The organism is Lactiplantibacillus pingfangensis (genome assembly GCF_005404945.1).
Lineage (GTDB): Bacteria > Bacillota > Bacilli > Lactobacillales > Lactobacillaceae > Lactiplantibacillus > Lactiplantibacillus pingfangensis.
In genome coordinates this window covers 1-16,863 of record NZ_BJDG01000011.1, presented here as the reverse complement: position 1 = coordinate 16,863, position 16,863 = coordinate 1, and the positions used below count along the sequence as shown (strand labels likewise).

Annotated in this window: 17 protein-coding genes; 8 read left to right on the top strand and 9 right to left on the bottom strand. The window is 45.6% G+C overall.

Annotated elements, in window-relative coordinates:
- Window positions 1–125 precede the first annotated feature (125 nt).
- Window positions 126–491 (bottom strand): DUF3397 domain-containing protein, encoded by a 366-nt coding sequence (locus FFM74_RS06545; RefSeq protein ID WP_137625831.1) that lies wholly within the window; start codon window positions 489–491, stop codon window positions 126–128.
- Window positions 492–653: 162 nt separating this feature from the next.
- Here FFM74_RS06545 and FFM74_RS06540 point away from each other — a divergent pair, with 162 nt between their 5' ends.
- Window positions 654–1,610 carry a magnesium transporter CorA family protein gene (locus FFM74_RS06540; protein ID WP_137625830.1) on the top strand — a complete coding sequence of 319 codons (957 nt, stop codon included), beginning with the start codon at window positions 654–656 and terminating at the stop codon, window positions 1,608–1,610.
- Window positions 1,611–1,685: 75 nt separating this feature from the next.
- Window positions 1,686–1,808 (top strand): DUF4044 domain-containing protein, encoded by a 123-nt coding sequence (locus FFM74_RS06535; RefSeq protein WP_137625829.1) that lies wholly within the window; start codon window positions 1,686–1,688, stop codon window positions 1,806–1,808.
- A gap of 812 nt (window positions 1,809–2,620) precedes the next feature.
- Here FFM74_RS06535 and FFM74_RS06530 read toward each other — a convergent pair.
- Both FFM74_RS06530 and FFM74_RS06525 read right to left on the bottom strand, forming a co-directional pair.
- On the bottom strand, window positions 2,621–4,966 hold the full coding sequence (locus FFM74_RS06530) for a DNA translocase FtsK (protein WP_137625828.1): 2,346 nt from the start codon (window positions 4,964–4,966) through the stop codon (window positions 2,621–2,623).
- Window positions 4,967–5,109: 143 nt separating this feature from the next.
- Window positions 5,110–5,622: a tRNA (cytidine(34)-2'-O)-methyltransferase gene (locus tag FFM74_RS06525; RefSeq protein WP_137625827.1), complete on the bottom strand. Its 513-nt coding sequence runs from the start codon at window positions 5,620–5,622 to the stop codon at window positions 5,110–5,112.
- Between the two features lie 227 nt (window positions 5,623–5,849).
- Between FFM74_RS06525 and FFM74_RS06520 the strand changes: the two genes are divergently transcribed.
- Together FFM74_RS06520 and brnQ are read left to right on the top strand one after the other, a co-directional pair.
- Complete coding sequence (locus tag FFM74_RS06520; RefSeq protein WP_137625826.1) at window positions 5,850–6,497, top strand: NAD(P)-dependent oxidoreductase; 648 nt, start codon at window positions 5,850–5,852, stop codon at window positions 6,495–6,497.
- Window positions 6,498–7,005: 508 nt separating this feature from the next.
- Complete coding sequence (brnQ, locus tag FFM74_RS06515) at window positions 7,006–8,349, top strand: branched-chain amino acid transport system II carrier protein (RefSeq protein WP_137625825.1); 1,344 nt, start codon at window positions 7,006–7,008, stop codon at window positions 8,347–8,349.
- Window positions 8,350–8,595: 246 nt separating this feature from the next.
- Here brnQ and FFM74_RS06510 read toward each other — a convergent pair whose 3' ends face one another.
- The gene (locus FFM74_RS06510; protein ID WP_137625824.1) at window positions 8,596–9,453 is read right to left on the bottom strand and encodes a methyltransferase domain-containing protein; all 858 of its coding nucleotides are present in this window, start codon (window positions 9,451–9,453) and stop codon (window positions 8,596–8,598) included.
- A gap of 188 nt (window positions 9,454–9,641) precedes the next feature.
- On the opposite strand from FFM74_RS06510, the gene rpsN reads away from it, so the two are divergent.
- Window positions 9,642–9,911, top strand: a complete 270-nt coding sequence (gene rpsN / locus FFM74_RS06505) for a 30S ribosomal protein S14 (protein WP_137625823.1) — start codon at window positions 9,642–9,644, stop codon at window positions 9,909–9,911.
- Between the two features lie 81 nt (window positions 9,912–9,992).
- Here the strand turns inward: rpsN and FFM74_RS06500 are convergent, their stop codons facing one another.
- Together FFM74_RS06500 and FFM74_RS06495 are read right to left on the bottom strand one after the other, a co-directional pair.
- On the bottom strand, window positions 9,993–11,126 hold the full coding sequence (locus FFM74_RS06500; RefSeq protein ID WP_137625822.1) for an AI-2E family transporter: 1,134 nt from the start codon (window positions 11,124–11,126) through the stop codon (window positions 9,993–9,995).
- Window positions 11,127–11,145: 19 nt separating this feature from the next.
- Window positions 11,146–11,505, bottom strand: coding sequence for a PTS glucitol/sorbitol transporter subunit IIA (locus FFM74_RS06495; protein WP_137625821.1), 360 nt, complete (start codon window positions 11,503–11,505; stop codon window positions 11,146–11,148).
- 132 nt (window positions 11,506–11,637) lie between these two features.
- On the opposite strand from FFM74_RS06495, the gene FFM74_RS06490 reads away from it, so the two are divergent.
- Entirely contained in the window at window positions 11,638–12,663 is a 1,026-nt protein-coding gene (locus FFM74_RS06490) for a lactonase family protein (protein ID WP_137625820.1), read from the top strand.
- A 17-nt stretch (window positions 12,664–12,680) separates the two neighbouring features.
- A complete protein-coding gene (locus FFM74_RS06485; RefSeq protein WP_171000670.1) occupies window positions 12,681–13,316 on the top strand; it encodes a copper homeostasis protein CutC in 636 nt (211 codons plus the stop codon).
- 58 nt (window positions 13,317–13,374) lie between these two features.
- Here the strand turns inward: FFM74_RS06485 and FFM74_RS06480 are convergent, their stop codons facing one another.
- The 3 genes from FFM74_RS06480 to yjbM are packed head-to-tail and all read right to left on the bottom strand — an operon-like array spanning window position 13,375 to window position 15,745.
- A complete protein-coding gene (locus FFM74_RS06480) occupies window positions 13,375–14,283 on the bottom strand; it encodes an RluA family pseudouridine synthase (RefSeq protein ID WP_137625818.1) in 909 nt (302 codons plus the stop codon).
- Entirely contained in the window at window positions 14,280–15,083 is an 804-nt protein-coding gene (locus tag FFM74_RS06475; protein WP_137625817.1) for an NAD kinase, read from the bottom strand. Before FFM74_RS06475 ends, FFM74_RS06480 begins: the two co-directional genes overlap by 4 nt.
- Window positions 15,080–15,745, bottom strand: coding sequence for a GTP diphosphokinase (gene yjbM, locus FFM74_RS06470; RefSeq protein ID WP_307722407.1), 666 nt, complete (start codon window positions 15,743–15,745; stop codon window positions 15,080–15,082). The genes FFM74_RS06475 and yjbM overlap by 4 nt, the downstream gene beginning before the upstream one ends.
- A 292-nt stretch (window positions 15,746–16,037) precedes the next feature.
- Here yjbM and FFM74_RS06465 point away from each other — a divergent pair, with 292 nt between their 5' ends.
- Window positions 16,038–16,667 (top strand): DsbA family protein, encoded by a 630-nt coding sequence (locus tag FFM74_RS06465; RefSeq protein ID WP_137625815.1) that lies wholly within the window; start codon window positions 16,038–16,040, stop codon window positions 16,665–16,667.
- Window positions 16,668–16,863: the final 196 nt, after the last annotated feature.

The window sequence follows — 16,863 nt, the reverse complement described above, 5'->3', positions numbered from 1 at the left end:
CCCCCCCACTTCCTACCACAATGATTTGTGACTTTTCGAAAATGTTAACAAAATGTCAAAAAAGTCCCCACCTAACGCTAATTCGTTAGGTGGGGACTAGTGGGGCTTGTTTTCCTTTAGTAACGCTAGGCTGTGATCAAATAAATAACCAGTGCCAACAAATACACCACAATAGTTAGCAGGTCAGTTACTCTCCAAAACAGCTTAAAAAAGCGACCGTATAGGATTTCACCTTGCTGAATCACCGACAAAATTGTCAATCCAATGCCTAAGATCATCAGTGAGATGACTTCATAGGGCACGATTGAACTATCAGTTGTCTGTAAGGTTAAGAAATGGGTAAAAACAATCAAAAATGGTGGCCAAAAATCAATCAGCAATAAATGTGTCGGCCAAAAGCGCCGCAACACACGTTTTAGGCCTAAAACGACGACGGAAACCGCCGCGATTAAACTGATTTGTCCCAGCCAATTAGTGAACAGGTCGTTCATGACGCTTTCCTCTCAGTCTTTTTTTACGACTCACTTGAGCCACCCACATTGCCGGCAAAAACCGGATACGGGTCGTTTTTATTATAAGGATTCTCTGAAGACTTTTCAATCATCACCGCCAGTCCTATAATAGAACCCAAGTCACACTTGGAGGCGCCTGATATGTTGCAATATTTCACGACCAATTCTGAGGGCCAGCTTGCCATTGGTCAGCCCCACGACCAACCATACTGGATCAATATTGAACGGCCAACCATCGATGAAATCAATCAATTAGTTCGTGAATTTAACTTTCCTAAGGATTATCTCACAGCAGTCCTTGACGATGCAGAAATTTCACGGACTGAACAATTGGATCAACAGACCACCGATCACGCCGCATTGATCATTATGCAATTTCCAAAGTTAACGACGAGTGATCTCGGCTACTTGGAGTATCAAGTTTATCCATTTGCGTTGATTTTGACGCCTAACGCCGTGTTGACTGTTAGCAATTACCCCGCTAGTTTCATTCAAGATTTTATCATGGACCCGGCGTCATCGCGACTCAGCCTAGATAATCATGAAAATTTTGTACTCGCAATCATGTGGTATATTTCGCACGCTTACGTGACGGCACTAAAAGCCATCAATCATAAAACAACCGTGTTGGAACGTCACCTCACCCGCGCAACGCGCAATGAAGAAATCTTTCGGATCATGGCTTATCAAAAATCATTGATTCGCTTCAAGGCCGCACTAACCCAAAACGCGCCGATTCTCACCGCTGTTGAAAATTCTGCGACCCACTTCAACGGCAGTCACCATCAAGCACTGACGGCAGATATTATGATTGAAACCCAACAGGCCGCCGACATGACTAATACGACCAATCAGATTTTGCAACAGTATAGCCAACTCGTGAGTGCCGTAATTTCGAATAATTTAAATGATGTGATGAAAGTGCTCACTTCACTGACCATCATCTTAACCATTCCAACGATTATCGGTGGAATCTACGGGATGAACGTCCGATTACCTGGTGCAAGCGTTGTTCATGCCTTTAGTTGGATCATGCTTGGGACCATTATTTTGTGTGTCATTAGTATGGAATACTTACGAAATCACGACTATTTCTAATTGGCAATTGAAAAAACTATGAATCCACGTTAAACTATGAAAGAATTACTGAAAAGTGTGGTGCAAATTAACCTAATGAAAAAGAAATCGACGTTTCAAAAAATTACCATGGTCATTGTGTGGGTCATGATCATTTCCATGGTCGGCTCACTAGTCTTAACCGCGTTATCTGGTTTAGGGTTGCTCAGTTTTGGCTAATCAACTCAAAACAAAAAAACTTCGGAGAAATTAATCTCCGGAGTTTTTTTGTTTTGAAGCAGCAGTTTAAAGACGAAAACCATTGATAAATGCAGTTATACCAGTACATTAGTGACAAAAGAGGTCAATGTTGTCGCTTCCGGGCGTCGCTGATTACATGCGGGCGAGGGACCAGGCCAAGCCTGAGGAACGGTCTTGGCCTTCGCCCGGAATGGTTGCAAAAACCGCAACTATCCCGGGCCGTCCGTCCCGTAAGACCGGCAAGAAACGCCGCTCAAACGGGACATTCACGCCCGATGCAATCAGTGCCGCCCTCCAGCTAAGTTAGCGGTTATCAAGATAAAAGACTTAAAAACAGTTGATTTGAGTCTTAAATAGATGGTGCCAGTTGACAATGTTTTGAACTTTCTTGCTATTTTCATCGACTGTCTGTGAATAATAGCCACTATTCACCTTTCAACCTTCAATTTTAAACTAGATTCGAGGTGAGCAAGCCATCAGGCAGAATCGTTGTGCTATTCCCAGTCAAACTGCGATCTGAAGCTTCGACACGGCACACCGTTTCTGACTGGCTTGACTAAGCTTAATAGCTGCAGGTTGGGACTGATAACATCGGTCGTGATGGTGGCGTTACATCGGCTGGTTTTTGCCGACGTTACCCCACGGACGGTCCGGGACACTTGCGATTTTTTGCAAGGGTTCCGGGCGAGGTCCAAGACGTTCTTTGGCTTGGACCGGTCCCACGACCGCATGTTATCAGTCCCAACCGGAAGCAGGCATAACGATGCGACTGTCTTTTATCTATTGTTCGCTTAGGCATCCGAAGTTGGCGTCTCATCTGGTTTTGGTTGCCGATAAACCTTACGGGCCTTGCTCCCCTCAGATGGTCCAACCACGCCGCGTTCTTCCATCTCATCCACAATTCGTGCAGCGCGATTATAACCAATCCGGAAACGGCGTTGCAACATTGACACACTCGCTGATTGCTGTTCCGTCACAAATTCAACCGCATCCGCATAGTACTCATCTTCACCATCACGCGGATCTTCGCCGTCCGTCGACTCATCATCTTTAACGAGCATGCTTTCGTCGTAGTCCGCCGTTTGCTGTTGCTTGATAAAGTTCACCACTTCTTCAACATCATGGTCAGAAATGTAGGCGCCTTGAACACGTAACGGCTTATTCATCCCCATCGGTTGATAGAGCATGTCCCCGCGTCCAAGCAACTTTTCGGCCCCATTGCTGTCAATGATTGTTCGTGAATCGGTCCCACTTGACACCGCGAAAGCCATTCGTGACGGCACGTTCGCTTTAATCAATCCGGTGATGACATCAACGGAAGGTCGTTGCGTGGCCAAAATCATATGAATCCCAGCCGCACGGGCCATTTGTCCCAAGCGAATAATGGCATCTTCAACCTCACTTGAGGTCACCATCATCAAATCTGCTAATTCATCCACAATCACGACAATGTATGGTAATACCGGCCGATTTTGTCCATCCGCCACGTTTTGTTGGCGAATAAATTGATTGTATCCTTGCATATTACGTTGTTTAGAATCGGCAAATAGTTCGTAACGTCGCTCCATCTCAGCCACAACCTTGTGCAAGGCCCGAGCAGCCTTTTTCGGTTCTGTCACGACCGGCGTTAATAGATGCGGAATACCATTATAAACACCTAATTCGACTTTTTTCGGATCAATCAACATAAATTTGACTTGATTTGGTTTCGTATTCATCAACAAGCCCGTGATCATCACATTAATGGCCACCGACTTCCCACTCCCAGTTGAACCGGCAATTAATAAATGCGGCATTTTTGAGAGATCAGCAGTCACCAAGTTACCTGAAACGTCTCGCCCTAACGGCACTTGTAACGGCTTAGTCGGATGAGCAGGTTGTGCTTCGACAATATCTCGGAACGAAACCGTTGAAATTTGCTTGTTCGGCACTTCAATCCCAATTAAGGACTTTCCAGGAATTGGCGCCTCAATTCGTAAATCCTTTGCCGCCAATGCGAGGGCCAGATCATCCGCAAGATTAACCACCTTGCTAACTTTTACCCCCACGGCCGGATGCAGTTCATATTTTGTCACCGACGGGCCAAGACTGACATTTTTCACTTCCACCTTGACTCCGAAACTGTCCAGCGTTGTCTTCAACTTTTTCGAGTTGCTTTCAATGGTGGCATACTCAGCACTCTGATCAGTCTTCGGTATCTTCGTTAGCAACTCAGAGGTTGGCAGCTGATAATCGGAATCATCAACCGTCTCTGTCCCTTGCAACGGCTCGGTTTCAGCAGGTTTTGTCGGTACTGGGGCCTGCGTGTCTTGGTCACTTGCCACGACAATTTTTACTGGCGATGTAGAACTAGTCGGCCGGCTTGGTGCCGCCGCGCTGGTTGGCGCAGTCGTTGCCGCTGCCGATTCCGGTACTGGTGCTTCAGAAGCCGCTGATTTTTGCTGATTCGCCCGAACTTGACGCTGAGCACGTCGTCGCGCCACCTGAACACGAACATAATGGGCAACTTCGTCATAAGCTGATTTAACTTGTTCACCGGCAACCACTAACCCGTGACGAATCACGAGCATCGTCTGGCGAAAAGGTAACTTAAAGGCAATAAAAATTCCGGCGATAATTAAAACCACCGCCACTAACACGGTACCCAGATTAGCGATCAAGGGGTAAGTCAAGCTGTAACCAGCCGCACCGGCTAAGCCACCACCAAGATTAACTGAAACCCCACCCGTCGCAAAATCATTTTTAATCAAATGCCAAGTAATCGACCAAAAATCGGTATGTCGATTTAGACGATTAAACATTGGAATTTCTAATAATAACAAGTAACTATAAAGGACTAGATTGCCGCCAGTCCACCAGCGCCAACCAATCTTAGGCAATTTGCCAAAAATCATCACATAGCCCATCAAAACTAAGGTCAGTACCGCTAAAATCTCGTAGGCATCCCCCGCAACCAAGCGGAAGCATTCAGCAAAGAAGATCCCCACTAATCCTAATTTAAAAAGTGCAAAACCAGTAATCAGCACCCCAACCAAGCCAATAATATTCCCGGTCATTTGACGTTGCGTTGCGGCTTTGGTCGGCCGCTTTGTCCCCGTCGTGCGTCGCTTTTTAGTTGTTCGTTGCTTTCGCGCCACGCTGCTATCGTCCTTCCCATTTTTTAACTTAGTTCTATTGTACCAAACCGATGTTCGTTAATGAATATTTTCCCAAATCAAACTAAAAACGCACGCTAACCAAAGCTCGCTGAGCCGTTAACGTACGTCTGGCTGGCACCAGGTTATTTTAATTTATCATTTTCATAATGATGTGAGCGTTCCAAACTTAAAAAGTTTTGTTGGCGTAAGGCTTCATAAATCACAATTGCGGCCGAATTCGACAAATTCAACGCCCGAATATGGGAATCATCTTGTGGAATTCGAATCGCTTTTTCAGGATATTGCCGCATAAACGGCTCAGGCAATCCGGTGGTCTCTTTTCCGAACAAGAAGTAATGATCTTTAGTCGTGTCACTGTAATCAACATCCGAATAATCGTGATCGGCGAACTTTGAGACCAAGTAAAGATTAGCTAAATCTGGAATACTAGCCAAAAAGTCTTGTAAATCAGCATGAGTCGTGATGTCCACACTATCCCAATAGTCTAGTCCGGCCCGCTTTAAATGTTTATCATCAATTTTAAAGCCCAACGGTTCAATGAGATGAAGTGCAGTATCAGTCCCAGCACAAGTCCGGGCAATATTCCCGGTGTTTGCGGGCATTAATGGTTCAAATAAGGCAATATGATTCGTCAAAATAATCTTCCTTTTTGTTTAAGTTTTTAGCAGTTTAAGCTGGATAATGCTGTCCAATTAATCGCGGTCTAGTCGCGCAAATTATCCTAGTTATCATACCATGATTGTGCGGTGAAAGCCTAACAATTCTATATGGAAAGCGAATTATTAGCCAAATTAAACTAGGTCATTTATACTGATCAACGGCTTACAATTAATAAGTTAAATTAGATAGGGAGTTGGAATAAATGAAATTATTGATTATTGGTGCCACCGGCATGGCCGGCTCAGCACTCACGACCACCGCATTGTCACGCGGGCACGAAGTCACTGCCTTGGGACGTTCCGCAGAAAAATTGGCGCAACTAACCCCAAATGCCCATTTAAAAACCTTGGCCAAAGATGCTTTTAGCTTAACCCAATCAGAGTTAGCTCACTTTGACATCGTGATTGACGCGATGGCGACACCACCCACAAAGGCCTACTTGCATGTCGATTTGGCTACTAAGCTAGTCGCTGAACTGCGTGACAGCACGCAACCACGCCTCGTCTTTATTTTAGGCGCTGGCAGTCTCAAAACTGGTGATGACAACCACTTATTTGTCCACGACATTGAAAAATCGCCTGAAGCAGCCGCTTTTGTGGCGATTCCCCAAAATCAACTGAGTGAATTACAGTTTTTGCAAACTGTGACGAATGTCAACTGGGTTGGGATTTCACCTGCCGCTGACTTTCATGCTGGCCCGGCAGTTCCTGCCATGCTAGGGACCGACAAGTTATTAGCAACTGCTGAAGGCTCATCGGTCACCAACTCCGGAACCATGGCCGCAGCCGTCTTGGACGAAATTGAACAACCCAAGCATCACAACGAACGTTTTACGGTTGCCAATCAATAATTAAGTTAATTGGGTTTGGCTGACTGGCAACACTCATCATTTTAAATCGGACACTGGCACAGACAATTGTGCTGGTGTTTTTTTTCGTCGCTTCAGCCCATTTTCATGAATCACCATCTGAAGGTTGAAAGATCAAAAGGATCATATAGGCACCTCCAAATTAGCTGGCCGTCGACGCTGATCCCATCGGTCGCAAAGGTGGCGTTGGGTCGGCATGCTTCTTGCCGGCGTTACGCCACGGACGGTCTGGGACATTTGCGATTTGTGCAAGGGTTCCAGGCGAGGGCCAAGACGTTTCTCAGGCTTGATCCGGTCCCACGGCCGCATGTTATCAGTGGCGACTGGAAGCGGTCATAGCAACTAATCTTCATGACCTAATCATTGACATGGCAGTAGTTACTAGCAATTTTGATCTTTCAACCTTTAGATCACCAATTTTTAATCTGTCCCTAACCAAACCATGATAAGCTAGGACACATCTTAATTTAGTTGCGAAAGTAGTGATCGAATGAAAACACGCTTATCTGGGCGTAATTTATTTTTTATTGGTAGCATGCTCTTTGGGCTCTTCTTTGGCGCGGGTAATTTAATTTTTCCAGTTTTTCTTGGTCAACAGGCTGGTCAAAATATTTGGCAAGCCGTGTTTGGTCTGCTGATTACTGGTATCGGCTTACCGCTGCTTGGGGTGATTGGGATTGGACTCACGCGTAGCGCCGGCGTGTTTGAATTGGCAGCCAATGTGAGCCGACCTTATGCCACCATTTTTACCGTCGTTTTGTATTTGACGCTAGGGCCGCTCTTTGCCATGCCCCGTTTAGCAACCACGGCATTTCAAATTGGCTTAGTGCCCTTTTTAACCAAATCGCAGCAATCATTCAGTTTGCTTGCCTTTTCAATTGGCTTCTTTTTGATTACTTGGTTGCTAGCGCGCAATCCCGGTAAATTGATGACGTATATTGGCAAGTGGTTAACGCCTATTTTTCTCATCTTATTGGGTGCCTTAATACTCGTGGCCCTCATCCGACCACTCGGAAATTTTCACGTTGCGGCTCAAGGCGCCTACGCCATCAATCCAAGCTTGGCCGGTTTCACCGAAGGGTATAACACCATGGACGCCCTCGCATCACTCGCTTTTGGCATCGTGGTAGTTGACGCCATTCGCGAACTCGGTGTCACTGATCCAAACCAAATCGCGACAGATACCATTAAGGCGGGCCTGATCAGCATGTCACTGATGGCCGTCATTTATACGTTGCTGGCCATTATTGGCACGCTCAGTCTCGGTAAATTTCAAGCTGCAACGAATGGTGGCATCACGTTGGCACAACTGGCAAATTACTATTTTGGCCCATTTGGTAATGCCTTATTAGCCCTAATTGTCATCATTGCCTGCCTTAAAACGGCCATCGGACTGACAACTGCCTTTGGCGATACGCTTCATGGCATGTTTCCAAAATTACCTTATCTCGCGTTAATCAGCTTTGCCTGCCTGCTCCCAGCAATCTTAGCGAATGTCGGACTCACGCAATTGATTAACTATTCCACGCCGGTCCTCATGTTTTTATATCCACTCGCCATTATTTTGATTCTACTGGCGGTTTTATCGCCATGGTTAGGAAAATCACGCTGGTTGTTTGTCATGACCACGGTTTGGACGTTGATTCCCGCCGCCCTAGCTGGGATTGTCGCATTGCCACAATCAGTCTTACAACAACCCTGGGGACAATGGTTGCAACAACTCAACAACCTGTTACCATTAGCTCGTCTCGGGTTAGGTTGGACCCTACCAGCCTTAATTGGTTTCATTTTTGGCTGGCTGGGTCAGCACTGGTCCGCACGCAAAAAACGTTAATTTTCATAAAAATACGACTGTTTTCAACTCAGCTAAAAACGCCAACCGGTACCTGACATGACAGGTCTCGATTGGCGTTATTTTTGGCAAAATAAAAAACGTAGTATTTCGGTGTGGGCACGGCGAAAAGCTACGTTAATGAAGTACAACTCGGCAGTCACCAACGATCTAAATCGATGTTAGCTACCAAACGATTTCTCAAAGGTTATCTTAACACCCAGTAAACAATCATGCAAGCTGACCTGCTTATTTTTCCTTGGTCATCGTCAGCAAGCTGACATCGACAGTGATTTTAGGCAGCCCGGTCACTTTCGCCGCCGCCAAATTAGCGGCCGACGCGCCCCAATGTAACGGCGTCATGACCATTAAATCAGCAAAGTCCACCGTACTTAGATCAAACTCATAGTGAATCCGTTGCTGGCCAGCTTGGGGATAGTGCTGTTTGAACAAGTCAATGACGCGGTCATTATCGTAAGTATATTGACGATCCGTTGGGTCAAACAGCAACTGACGCAACTCAATCAGATAGTCTGAATTGGGGACGACTTTTAAGAGTTGACCACCTGGCGCCAAGACCCGCTCAAATTCACGATAGGCTGATGGCGAAAAGACATCCATGATGGCAGTAAACGCATCTGCCGTAAATGGTAGTTGAGCTAAATCTGCCACACAAAAATATGCTGGGGTTGTGAGCTGTGTCGCCAAATTGACCCCCGCCTTGCTAATATCAAAGCCAATGCCAATATCTTTAGATTGCTGATGTAAGGCCAATAATTCGGCCAATGGTGTGCCTTCCCCGCTACCAATATCCAAGATGCGTTGCGGTTTGTCAGGCAGCTGGTCGTTAATTGCCATCACAATTGGGCGAAAGAACCCCGCCTGTAAAATACGACGACGGGCAGCTAACATCGGTGCGTCATACTCACTTTGCACTTGATGCGTTAAAAAATATAAGCTGCCTTTTTTAGAAAAGTCTAGCTGATGACCGTTGGGACAGCTGAGGCTATGCCCGTTGATGGCGTCATATGGCTGATCACAAACTAGGCAACGAAATAAGCCTAAATTGGCCCGCACAAATGCAACGCCTTGATCGATTTTCTTCACTGTTTTCACACTCTCTAACTTAATTAGGTTAATCATACCATACTGATAAATCCGCGCGACAAGCAAAATAGTCGCAATTGCACTAACGCTATGCTATCTTAAATATCGTTCTAAAAAACAATTAAAGTTATTTCAAAAAATTAATTACGAATTGCAACTAGAAAAAATACGAAAGGAGTACCGTAATTATGGCTAAGAAGTCAAAAATTGCTAAAGAACGCCGGATTGAAGCAACCGTTGCCCGTTATGCCGCTAAGCGTGCTGAAATGAAGGCTACCGGTGATTATGCTGGTCTGGCAACCTTGCCACGCAATGCGTCGCCTGTCCGGATTCATCGTCGTGACTCGCTTGACGGTCGGCCACACGCTTACCTACGAAAATTCGGGATGTCCCGGTTAAATTTCCGTCGGTTAGCCCATCAGGGTCAGATTCCTGGGGTTAAAAAAGCTAGCTGGTAACCGCCACACAAAAAGCGCTTGGAAAAATCCGAGCGCTTTTTGTGTGCAGAAATCAGCACGATCAATTGAAATTGCCAATGCCTAGTCATCTGGACCGGTATCATACAGGCCAGATTGTTCTTGATACCAAGCAAATAAATGCGTGATTAAGACTTTTAAAATGGCATAGCCAGGAATACCAAAAATAACGCCCATTAAGCCAAAAATCTTCCCCGCCGCTAGCAACACAATCAAAATCGTCACCGGATGAATCGCCAAACTGCTCCCTAAAACTAATGGTGAAATCACGCGTCCCTCAATCGTCTGTTCAATCACGAAGACAATCAAAACTTTAACGAGCATCCAGGGCGAAATGACCATCGCAATCACGACGGAAGGCACCATTGCTAAGAAAGAGCCCAAATACGGAATCAAGTTCAATATTCCGGCAGCAATCCCTAACGTTAATGCAAATTTCAACCCAATCAGACCATAGCCAATGGCAAACATTACTGCCACGAAGAACGCCACGGTTAACTGACCACGAATGTAATTGCTCACTTGCGTATTAATCTCCGTTAACACTTGTAAGAAACTCGCCCGGCCTTTGGTTGGTACAAATTTTGCTAAATAAGCCGGTAACCGGTGACCGTCCTTGAGTAAATAAAATAAAATGAACGGCATCGTAATCAAGCCAATGACGATGGTAGTCACTGTGCTGACCACGGTGGTGATCGACGATACGGTACTCGTGAGGTATTTGGTAACACGACTGCTTAACACTTTGCTAGCATCCGTATTCCATTGCTCCAGCTGATCCCGGATGCCAGACAAGTTCGGATCATTGAGCCACTGATTAATCTCATGACTAGCATTTTGCCAATACTTTGGCCAGTCATTAATAATCGCTAACGTCTGCGTGCGTAGCGTTGGAATCAGCGCCACCACGCCCCAGATTAACAGCCCAAAAATGATCACGAACAGCGCCGTAATCGTCAAACTACGATGGACATGATACTTGCGTTCTAACCGGTCTACTAACGGATTCATCAAGTAATACAGGACACCAGCCAAGATCACGGGAAAACCAACAATACTAAAAAATTGGCGGACCGGCGTCAATAACCAATCGACCTGTTTGCCGAGAAAGAAAACCGCGAGAACGAGTAAAATAATGACTAAGTTTCGAATCGTACGTGAATTCAGTAATCCTGCGCTAACTGGTTTATTTTTCAATCAGCAGCACCCCCTCTTGTCATGGTTCGTAGGTCAAAATACTCCCGACTTTCAATTTTGGAAGCTGAGCTGGGGTTAAGTAAATCCCATTTGCCAAAGGCTTGGCCGGTACCGCCGTAAAATACAAGGTGGCGTGACCGATCGTTGTCAGGTTTGAGTCAACCAGCGGCCCAGCATAGGCAACCGTATAGGCCTGCTCATCAATCTTTAGCGTACTGCCCGCTTTTAAGTCCAAATGGGTCAGTGATTCTTGAAACTGTTGAATCACTGCAATCTGTTGTAGCGACTCCGTGGCGGTTTCATCAAACAAAATTAAGATTGGCTCATCGGGCGACATTGCTTGTGGCCCAATGGCTTTTACAGTTGCGGTCGTTGCCATAGTTGAGAACTCCATTCTATTAGTTAATAGCCTAATTGTAGCATAGCGAGTAGGCCGGGTGTCAATTTGTCATCGCTTACAGAATCTCAAATTATGCTATACTAAACTCATTAACTAAGGAGGCTTTTTTGCATGCAAGAAAAAATTCTATTTGGCACTTATACCAAAAAAACAAGCCAAGGCATCTATCAAGGAACCTTGGATACCACTGAAAAAACATTAACTAATGATGGGTTACTCGCAAAGACGTCTAACCCGACCTACCTGGCTTTATCGGCTAAAAATCGCCTTTACAGCGTCGACAAAGAAAACGATGAAGGCGGCGTTGCAGCTTGGCAACTGGACGGTGACCACGCCAACAAGCTAAACGCGGTGATTGCGCCCGGAACACCACCCGCATACGTGGCTGTCGATGAAGGCCGCCAACTCGTTTATAGCGCCAACTATCATAAAGGCACGGCCAGTGTCTTAAAAATTGCCGCTAATGGCGAACTTGAACTAGTCGATCAGGTCACCCACTCTGGCAAAGGCCCTCGTCCGGAACAAGACGGGTCACATATTCACTACACCGATCTCACCCCCGACAACCGCTTAGTTGCCATTGATTTAGGGAGTGACAAGGTCTATGTTTATAACGTCAGTGATAGCGGCAAATTAACTGAACAGTCTGTGTTAACGCTATCAGCTGGCTTTGGTCCTCGGCACCTGGTCTTCACGCCGGACGGCAAACACGCGTTACTGGCAGGTGAACTTTCCAGTAAAGTTGCCACCCTGGCCTACGACTCAGCAACCGGCAGTTTCACCCAAACGGCCGTGATTGGCACTATTCCTGCTGATTACACTGACCATAACGGTGCCGCTGCCATCCGTCTCAGTCATGATGGCAAATTCCTTTACGTTTCTAACCGGGGCTACAACAGCTTAGCGGTCTTCGCCGTCGCGGCTGACGCTAGCTTAACCTTAATTCAACAAATTAGTACTGAAGGCGATTTTCCGCGTGACTTTGACTTAGATTCAACCGAGGGCTTTGTGGTCGTCGTCAATCAAAATACTGACAACGCGACTTTATATGCGCGCGACCTTAAAACTGGTAAACTGAGTTTATTGCAAAAAGACGTCATTGTGCCAGAAGGCGTTTGCGTCTTATTCTCAAAATAAAGGATGACTCAAACATGTTGCTAAAAGAAGTTGCACTTGAAAACTATACGAACATTCCCGCTGCCGTAGCGGCCGGTGCTAAACGGATTGAATTGAACGATAATTTAGCCGTTGGTGGGACGACCGTTAGCCGTGGCGTCATGGCTGAAGCTGCTAAATACACTCAAGAACACGGCGTCAGTCTGGTCGCCATGATTCGTCCTCGTGGTGGCAACTTCGTTTATAATGATACCGAGCTCAAAATCATGGAAGCCGATTTGTTGCAAGCCCAAGCCTTAGGGGTAGATGCCGTTACCTTTGGCGCTTTGACCGCAGCCGGCGACCTAGACACTGAAGCGATGTCATTACTCGTGGGGGCCGCTGGTGGCATGAGCGTGGTCTTTCACATGGCGTTTGACGCCATGACCACTGAACAACAAGCGCTGGCGATCGATTGGTTAGTTGACCATCAGGTAGAACGTATTTTAACCCATGGTGGTCCCTTAACAACCGCAATCACCGATTGTGTGCCGCAATTAAAGGCCACGATTCAACTCGCCGATGGACGAATTCAAATCTTGCCAGGTGGTGGCATTACCGCCGACAATGTCGATGAAATCACCACTGCACTAAATCTCAAACAAGCACACGGCACGAAAATTTTGGCGTATTAATAACCAAACTAAAGGCGTTGCAATTACTGTTGAGTAATTGCAACGCCTTTTTGCTGTTTTATCGTGAGCCAAAATCTTCAGTCTCACTGTCGATTAAGTTTGCCAAATCTGCCGGTAGTGGCGCGAAAGTGGTCAAATCTTGCTCAATAAATGGATCGTAGAATTGTAATTGCATACAGTGTAAGGCCTGCCGATCAATCGCCACATTAGCTGGTCCACCGTATAACTCATCGCCAATCAACGGATGTCCAGCCGCCGCGAAATGCACCCGAATTTGATTGGTCCGCCCAGTGTGCAGGCGAACACGAACAACCGTCATCTCGGGGAGCCGTTTGACCACCCAATATTCGGTTAACGAGGCGCGACCATCCGGCGTAACCGTCCGTTTGATAAACGAATCCGCCGCCCGCCCAATTGGCTGATCTAGCCAGCCATGGTCATCAGTTAATTGACCGCTCACGACCGCGAGATACATTTTCCGCATCGCATGTTCTTTCAATTGATGATCAATAATCGAATGGGCAAAATGATGTTTAGCAAACAACACAATCCCGCTCGTATCGCGATCGAGACGGGTTGTGATGTGCACCACTTCATTTTGATAATGTTGGCGACGATAGTACCCCTTGACCCGGTTAGCCAGCGTGTTTTCTGGTAACCGATGGGCCGGTACTGAAGCCACCCCCGCCGGCTTGTTGACAATTAAATAGTCACGATCTTCATACAAAATCGTAATTGGCAAGCTGGACACGCCAAGATGCTCATTTCCGACCTCATCTGGCGTGACCATGGTCACTTTTTCGCCACCGGTAAGCATGTGAATCGCTAATACAGGCACCTCATTGACTAAAATTGCGCCACCGTGAAACTTAACTTTTTTCAACAAACTACGCGTGACACCATGTTCAGATAACAACGTTTTGACTTTCATCGGTGAGGTTGCGGCGTTGGTCCACGTAAACCTCATTTTTCGTCCAAACCAATGAAGGACGTCCCCACCCGTTTCCAGAAACGGTTATGCCGATGTTGGGCAAAAGCAATGCGCCGATTAGCAATTGAATAACAAATTTGCTGTATTGGCCGTGGTTGCGTGTCCATTTGATCCGCGGTAAAGATAAAATGTGATTGCTGTTGCGGCTTAATCGTAATCGTTTCATAAGGAGCAACAATCACCGGTGAGCCTAACGTTCGGAACACCCGGTTATTGATTGAGGCAATTTCGGCCATTTGTAAGGCATCCAAACGTGGATGAATCACGGCACCGCCCACCGACTTATTATAAGCCGTAGAACCAGTTGGCGTCGAAACGCAGAGACCATCGCCACGGAAACGTTCAAAGAGTTCATCTTGAATATAAACATCCGCGACCATGGTGCTCCCTAGCTTTTTCAACGTTGATTCATTCAGCGCCAAATAATGATCGGTCTCACCCGTATCCGCGTAAGTGATTTCAACCGAAAGCAGTGGATAGGTCACCGATTGACCATTATCATGCAACAAGCCATCAACAAGTTGGTCGATCTCGTAGTCTCGCCAGTCCGTATAGAAGCCTAAATGGCCCGTATGCACCCCGACAAAGCGTAATTGATCAACCATGTCACTATAGTGATGAAATGCCGACAACAGCGTGCCATCCCCACCAACGGAAAGGACCACGTCTGGCTTAAAATCGTCAATTTCAAACCCTGCGGCCACAAGTTTTGTATGTAATTCAGCCGCAACTTTTTTCGTTTTAGGATTAGCGTTTGCAAATATGGTTACTTTCATGGCTCTTGATCTTCCTTCGTCACCGTTTTTGAGTCGTTTTGAGACCCTTTGCCATAGGAAAAGAGGCTCTGAGCTTCTTGAATTTCTTCGCGGATTTCGGACATTTCTTTATCTAAGCTAAACGCAGCTTCCGCAGCTCGTTGTAGCCGCTGACTTAAATTTTCTGGAAAGTCGCCTTGGTATTTGTAGTTCAGTGAATGTTCAATCGTTGCCCAAAAATTCATCGCTAAAGTCCGAACTTGAATCTCGGCTAAAATCTTTTTCTCACCATCAACCATTTGAACTGGGTATTCGATCACAATGTGATAAGAACGGTACCCGGATGGCTTCTCGTTGCTAATATAATCGCGTTCTTCCAAAATGGTCAAATCGGTCCGTTTACGCAACAAATCGACAACTTGATAAATATCTTCAACAAATTGGCACATAATGCGTAGTCCGGCAATGTCTTGCATATCTTGTTCTAATCGATCTTCTTGAACCTTACGCCGCACCATTTTTTCCTTGATGCTATCAACTGGTTTGACGCGCCCCGTTACAAATTCAATCGGTTCGTGCTGACTCAAATCCCGAAACTGTTTGCGCATGCCCCGCAATTTGATTTTCAGCTCGTCCACCGCCTGCTGATAAGGTAACAAAAAATGATTCCAATCTTCCATCAAGACACCTCCGTTTCAAATCCATACCTTTAAAATTTTACCATATTTTGACAGAATAAAAAGCAATCGCTTCCTAGTTTAACAATTGACATTAACAACCTTACAAACTGAAAGACGTGAAGCAGATTACTTTACGAAACCAGGAATTCGGTGCATGATGACAGTCGAAGGTTTATTTAAAGTTACGACCTGATCGTAAAATAAAAACTGTAATGGAATTAAAAACTTGCAAATACCTAGGTTCATTTGGTATTCTGCACTATGACGCGAAAAGAGAAAGTGGAGGAATTATGACGTGTTAGAAGTGTATTTATTTGTAAATCCATTGGCGACACAATGTGTGCGCGATGAACAAAATGTGTTGCGGCTGGCCAATGATTCGGATAAGCAAATTCAATTCCAATTCGTACCCTTATTAAACATTAATGTGGTGCAAAAAGCCCTTAAAAGCCAAGGTATCAAAGCTTCTGACTGGCAGGCACAAAATCAACAATCACAAACTTTATACCGCGTGATTCTCGATTATAAAGCTGCCCTATTTCAAGGTAAAAAGCGTGGCCGCAATTTTCTGATTGCCTTACAAGATGCCATGTTAAAAACTGGCCAGCATTATTCAGAAGATTTGGTCAAATCGGTTGCCACGGGTTGTCACATTGATTTGGATATGTTTATGGAAGATCGCAATAGTAAACTGGCTAAACAAGCCTTTCATGCTGATCAACGACTGGCTTCGGAAATGGCCATTACTGAAGCGTCGTCAGCTGTCGTCTTCGACTGTGACCAGTACGATTATGGGGTCTTATTAGAACATTTTAACTATACGACTTTATTTGACTTAGTTAACGGTCAATTGAACCCATTCCAAGAACTTTCCCACCGTACCAACTGCGCTGCCCTCGATGGTAGCCAACTCCACGTTTTATAATTCAGGTATTGCAATTATTCAAACGCTAAAATCACCCACACAGCAATTGTGTGGGTGATTTTTTTATGGTCTACGCTTTGATTAGTGCTTCAAAAGCTGTTAACCGTTGCTCGAATAAGTGGCTCTATAATATCTGTTGTTGGTAATCAAGACCAATCTTGATTACTGGCAACGGATTTTTTATGTGCTTTTTATA

Bases quoted from the DNA above. Each gene is read 5' to 3' on its own strand.
- FFM74_RS06495 (WP_137625821.1), bottom strand. From the start codon at position 11,505: ATGGCAACGACCGCAACTGTAAAAGCCATTGGGCCACAAGCAATGTCG.
- FFM74_RS06535 (WP_137625829.1), top strand. From the start codon at position 1,686: ATGAAAAAGAAATCGACGTTTCAAAAAATTACCATGGTCATTGTGTGG.
- FFM74_RS06480 (WP_137625818.1), bottom strand. From the start codon at position 14,283: ATGAGGTTTACGTGGACCAACGCCGCAACCTCACCGATGAAAGTCAAA.
- brnQ (WP_137625825.1), top strand. From the start codon at position 7,006: ATGAAAACACGCTTATCTGGGCGTAATTTATTTTTTATTGGTAGCATG.
- FFM74_RS06490 (WP_137625820.1), top strand. From the start codon at position 11,638: ATGCAAGAAAAAATTCTATTTGGCACTTATACCAAAAAAACAAGCCAA.
- FFM74_RS06545 (WP_137625831.1), bottom strand. From the start codon at position 491: ATGAACGACCTGTTCACTAATTGGCTGGGACAAATCAGTTTAATCGCG.
- FFM74_RS06475 (WP_137625817.1), bottom strand. From the start codon at position 15,083: ATGAAAGTAACCATATTTGCAAACGCTAATCCTAAAACGAAAAAAGTT.
- FFM74_RS06540 (WP_137625830.1), top strand. From the start codon at position 654: ATGTTGCAATATTTCACGACCAATTCTGAGGGCCAGCTTGCCATTGGT.
- rpsN (WP_137625823.1), top strand. From the start codon at position 9,642: ATGGCTAAGAAGTCAAAAATTGCTAAAGAACGCCGGATTGAAGCAACC.
- FFM74_RS06520 (WP_137625826.1), top strand. From the start codon at position 5,850: ATGAAATTATTGATTATTGGTGCCACCGGCATGGCCGGCTCAGCACTC.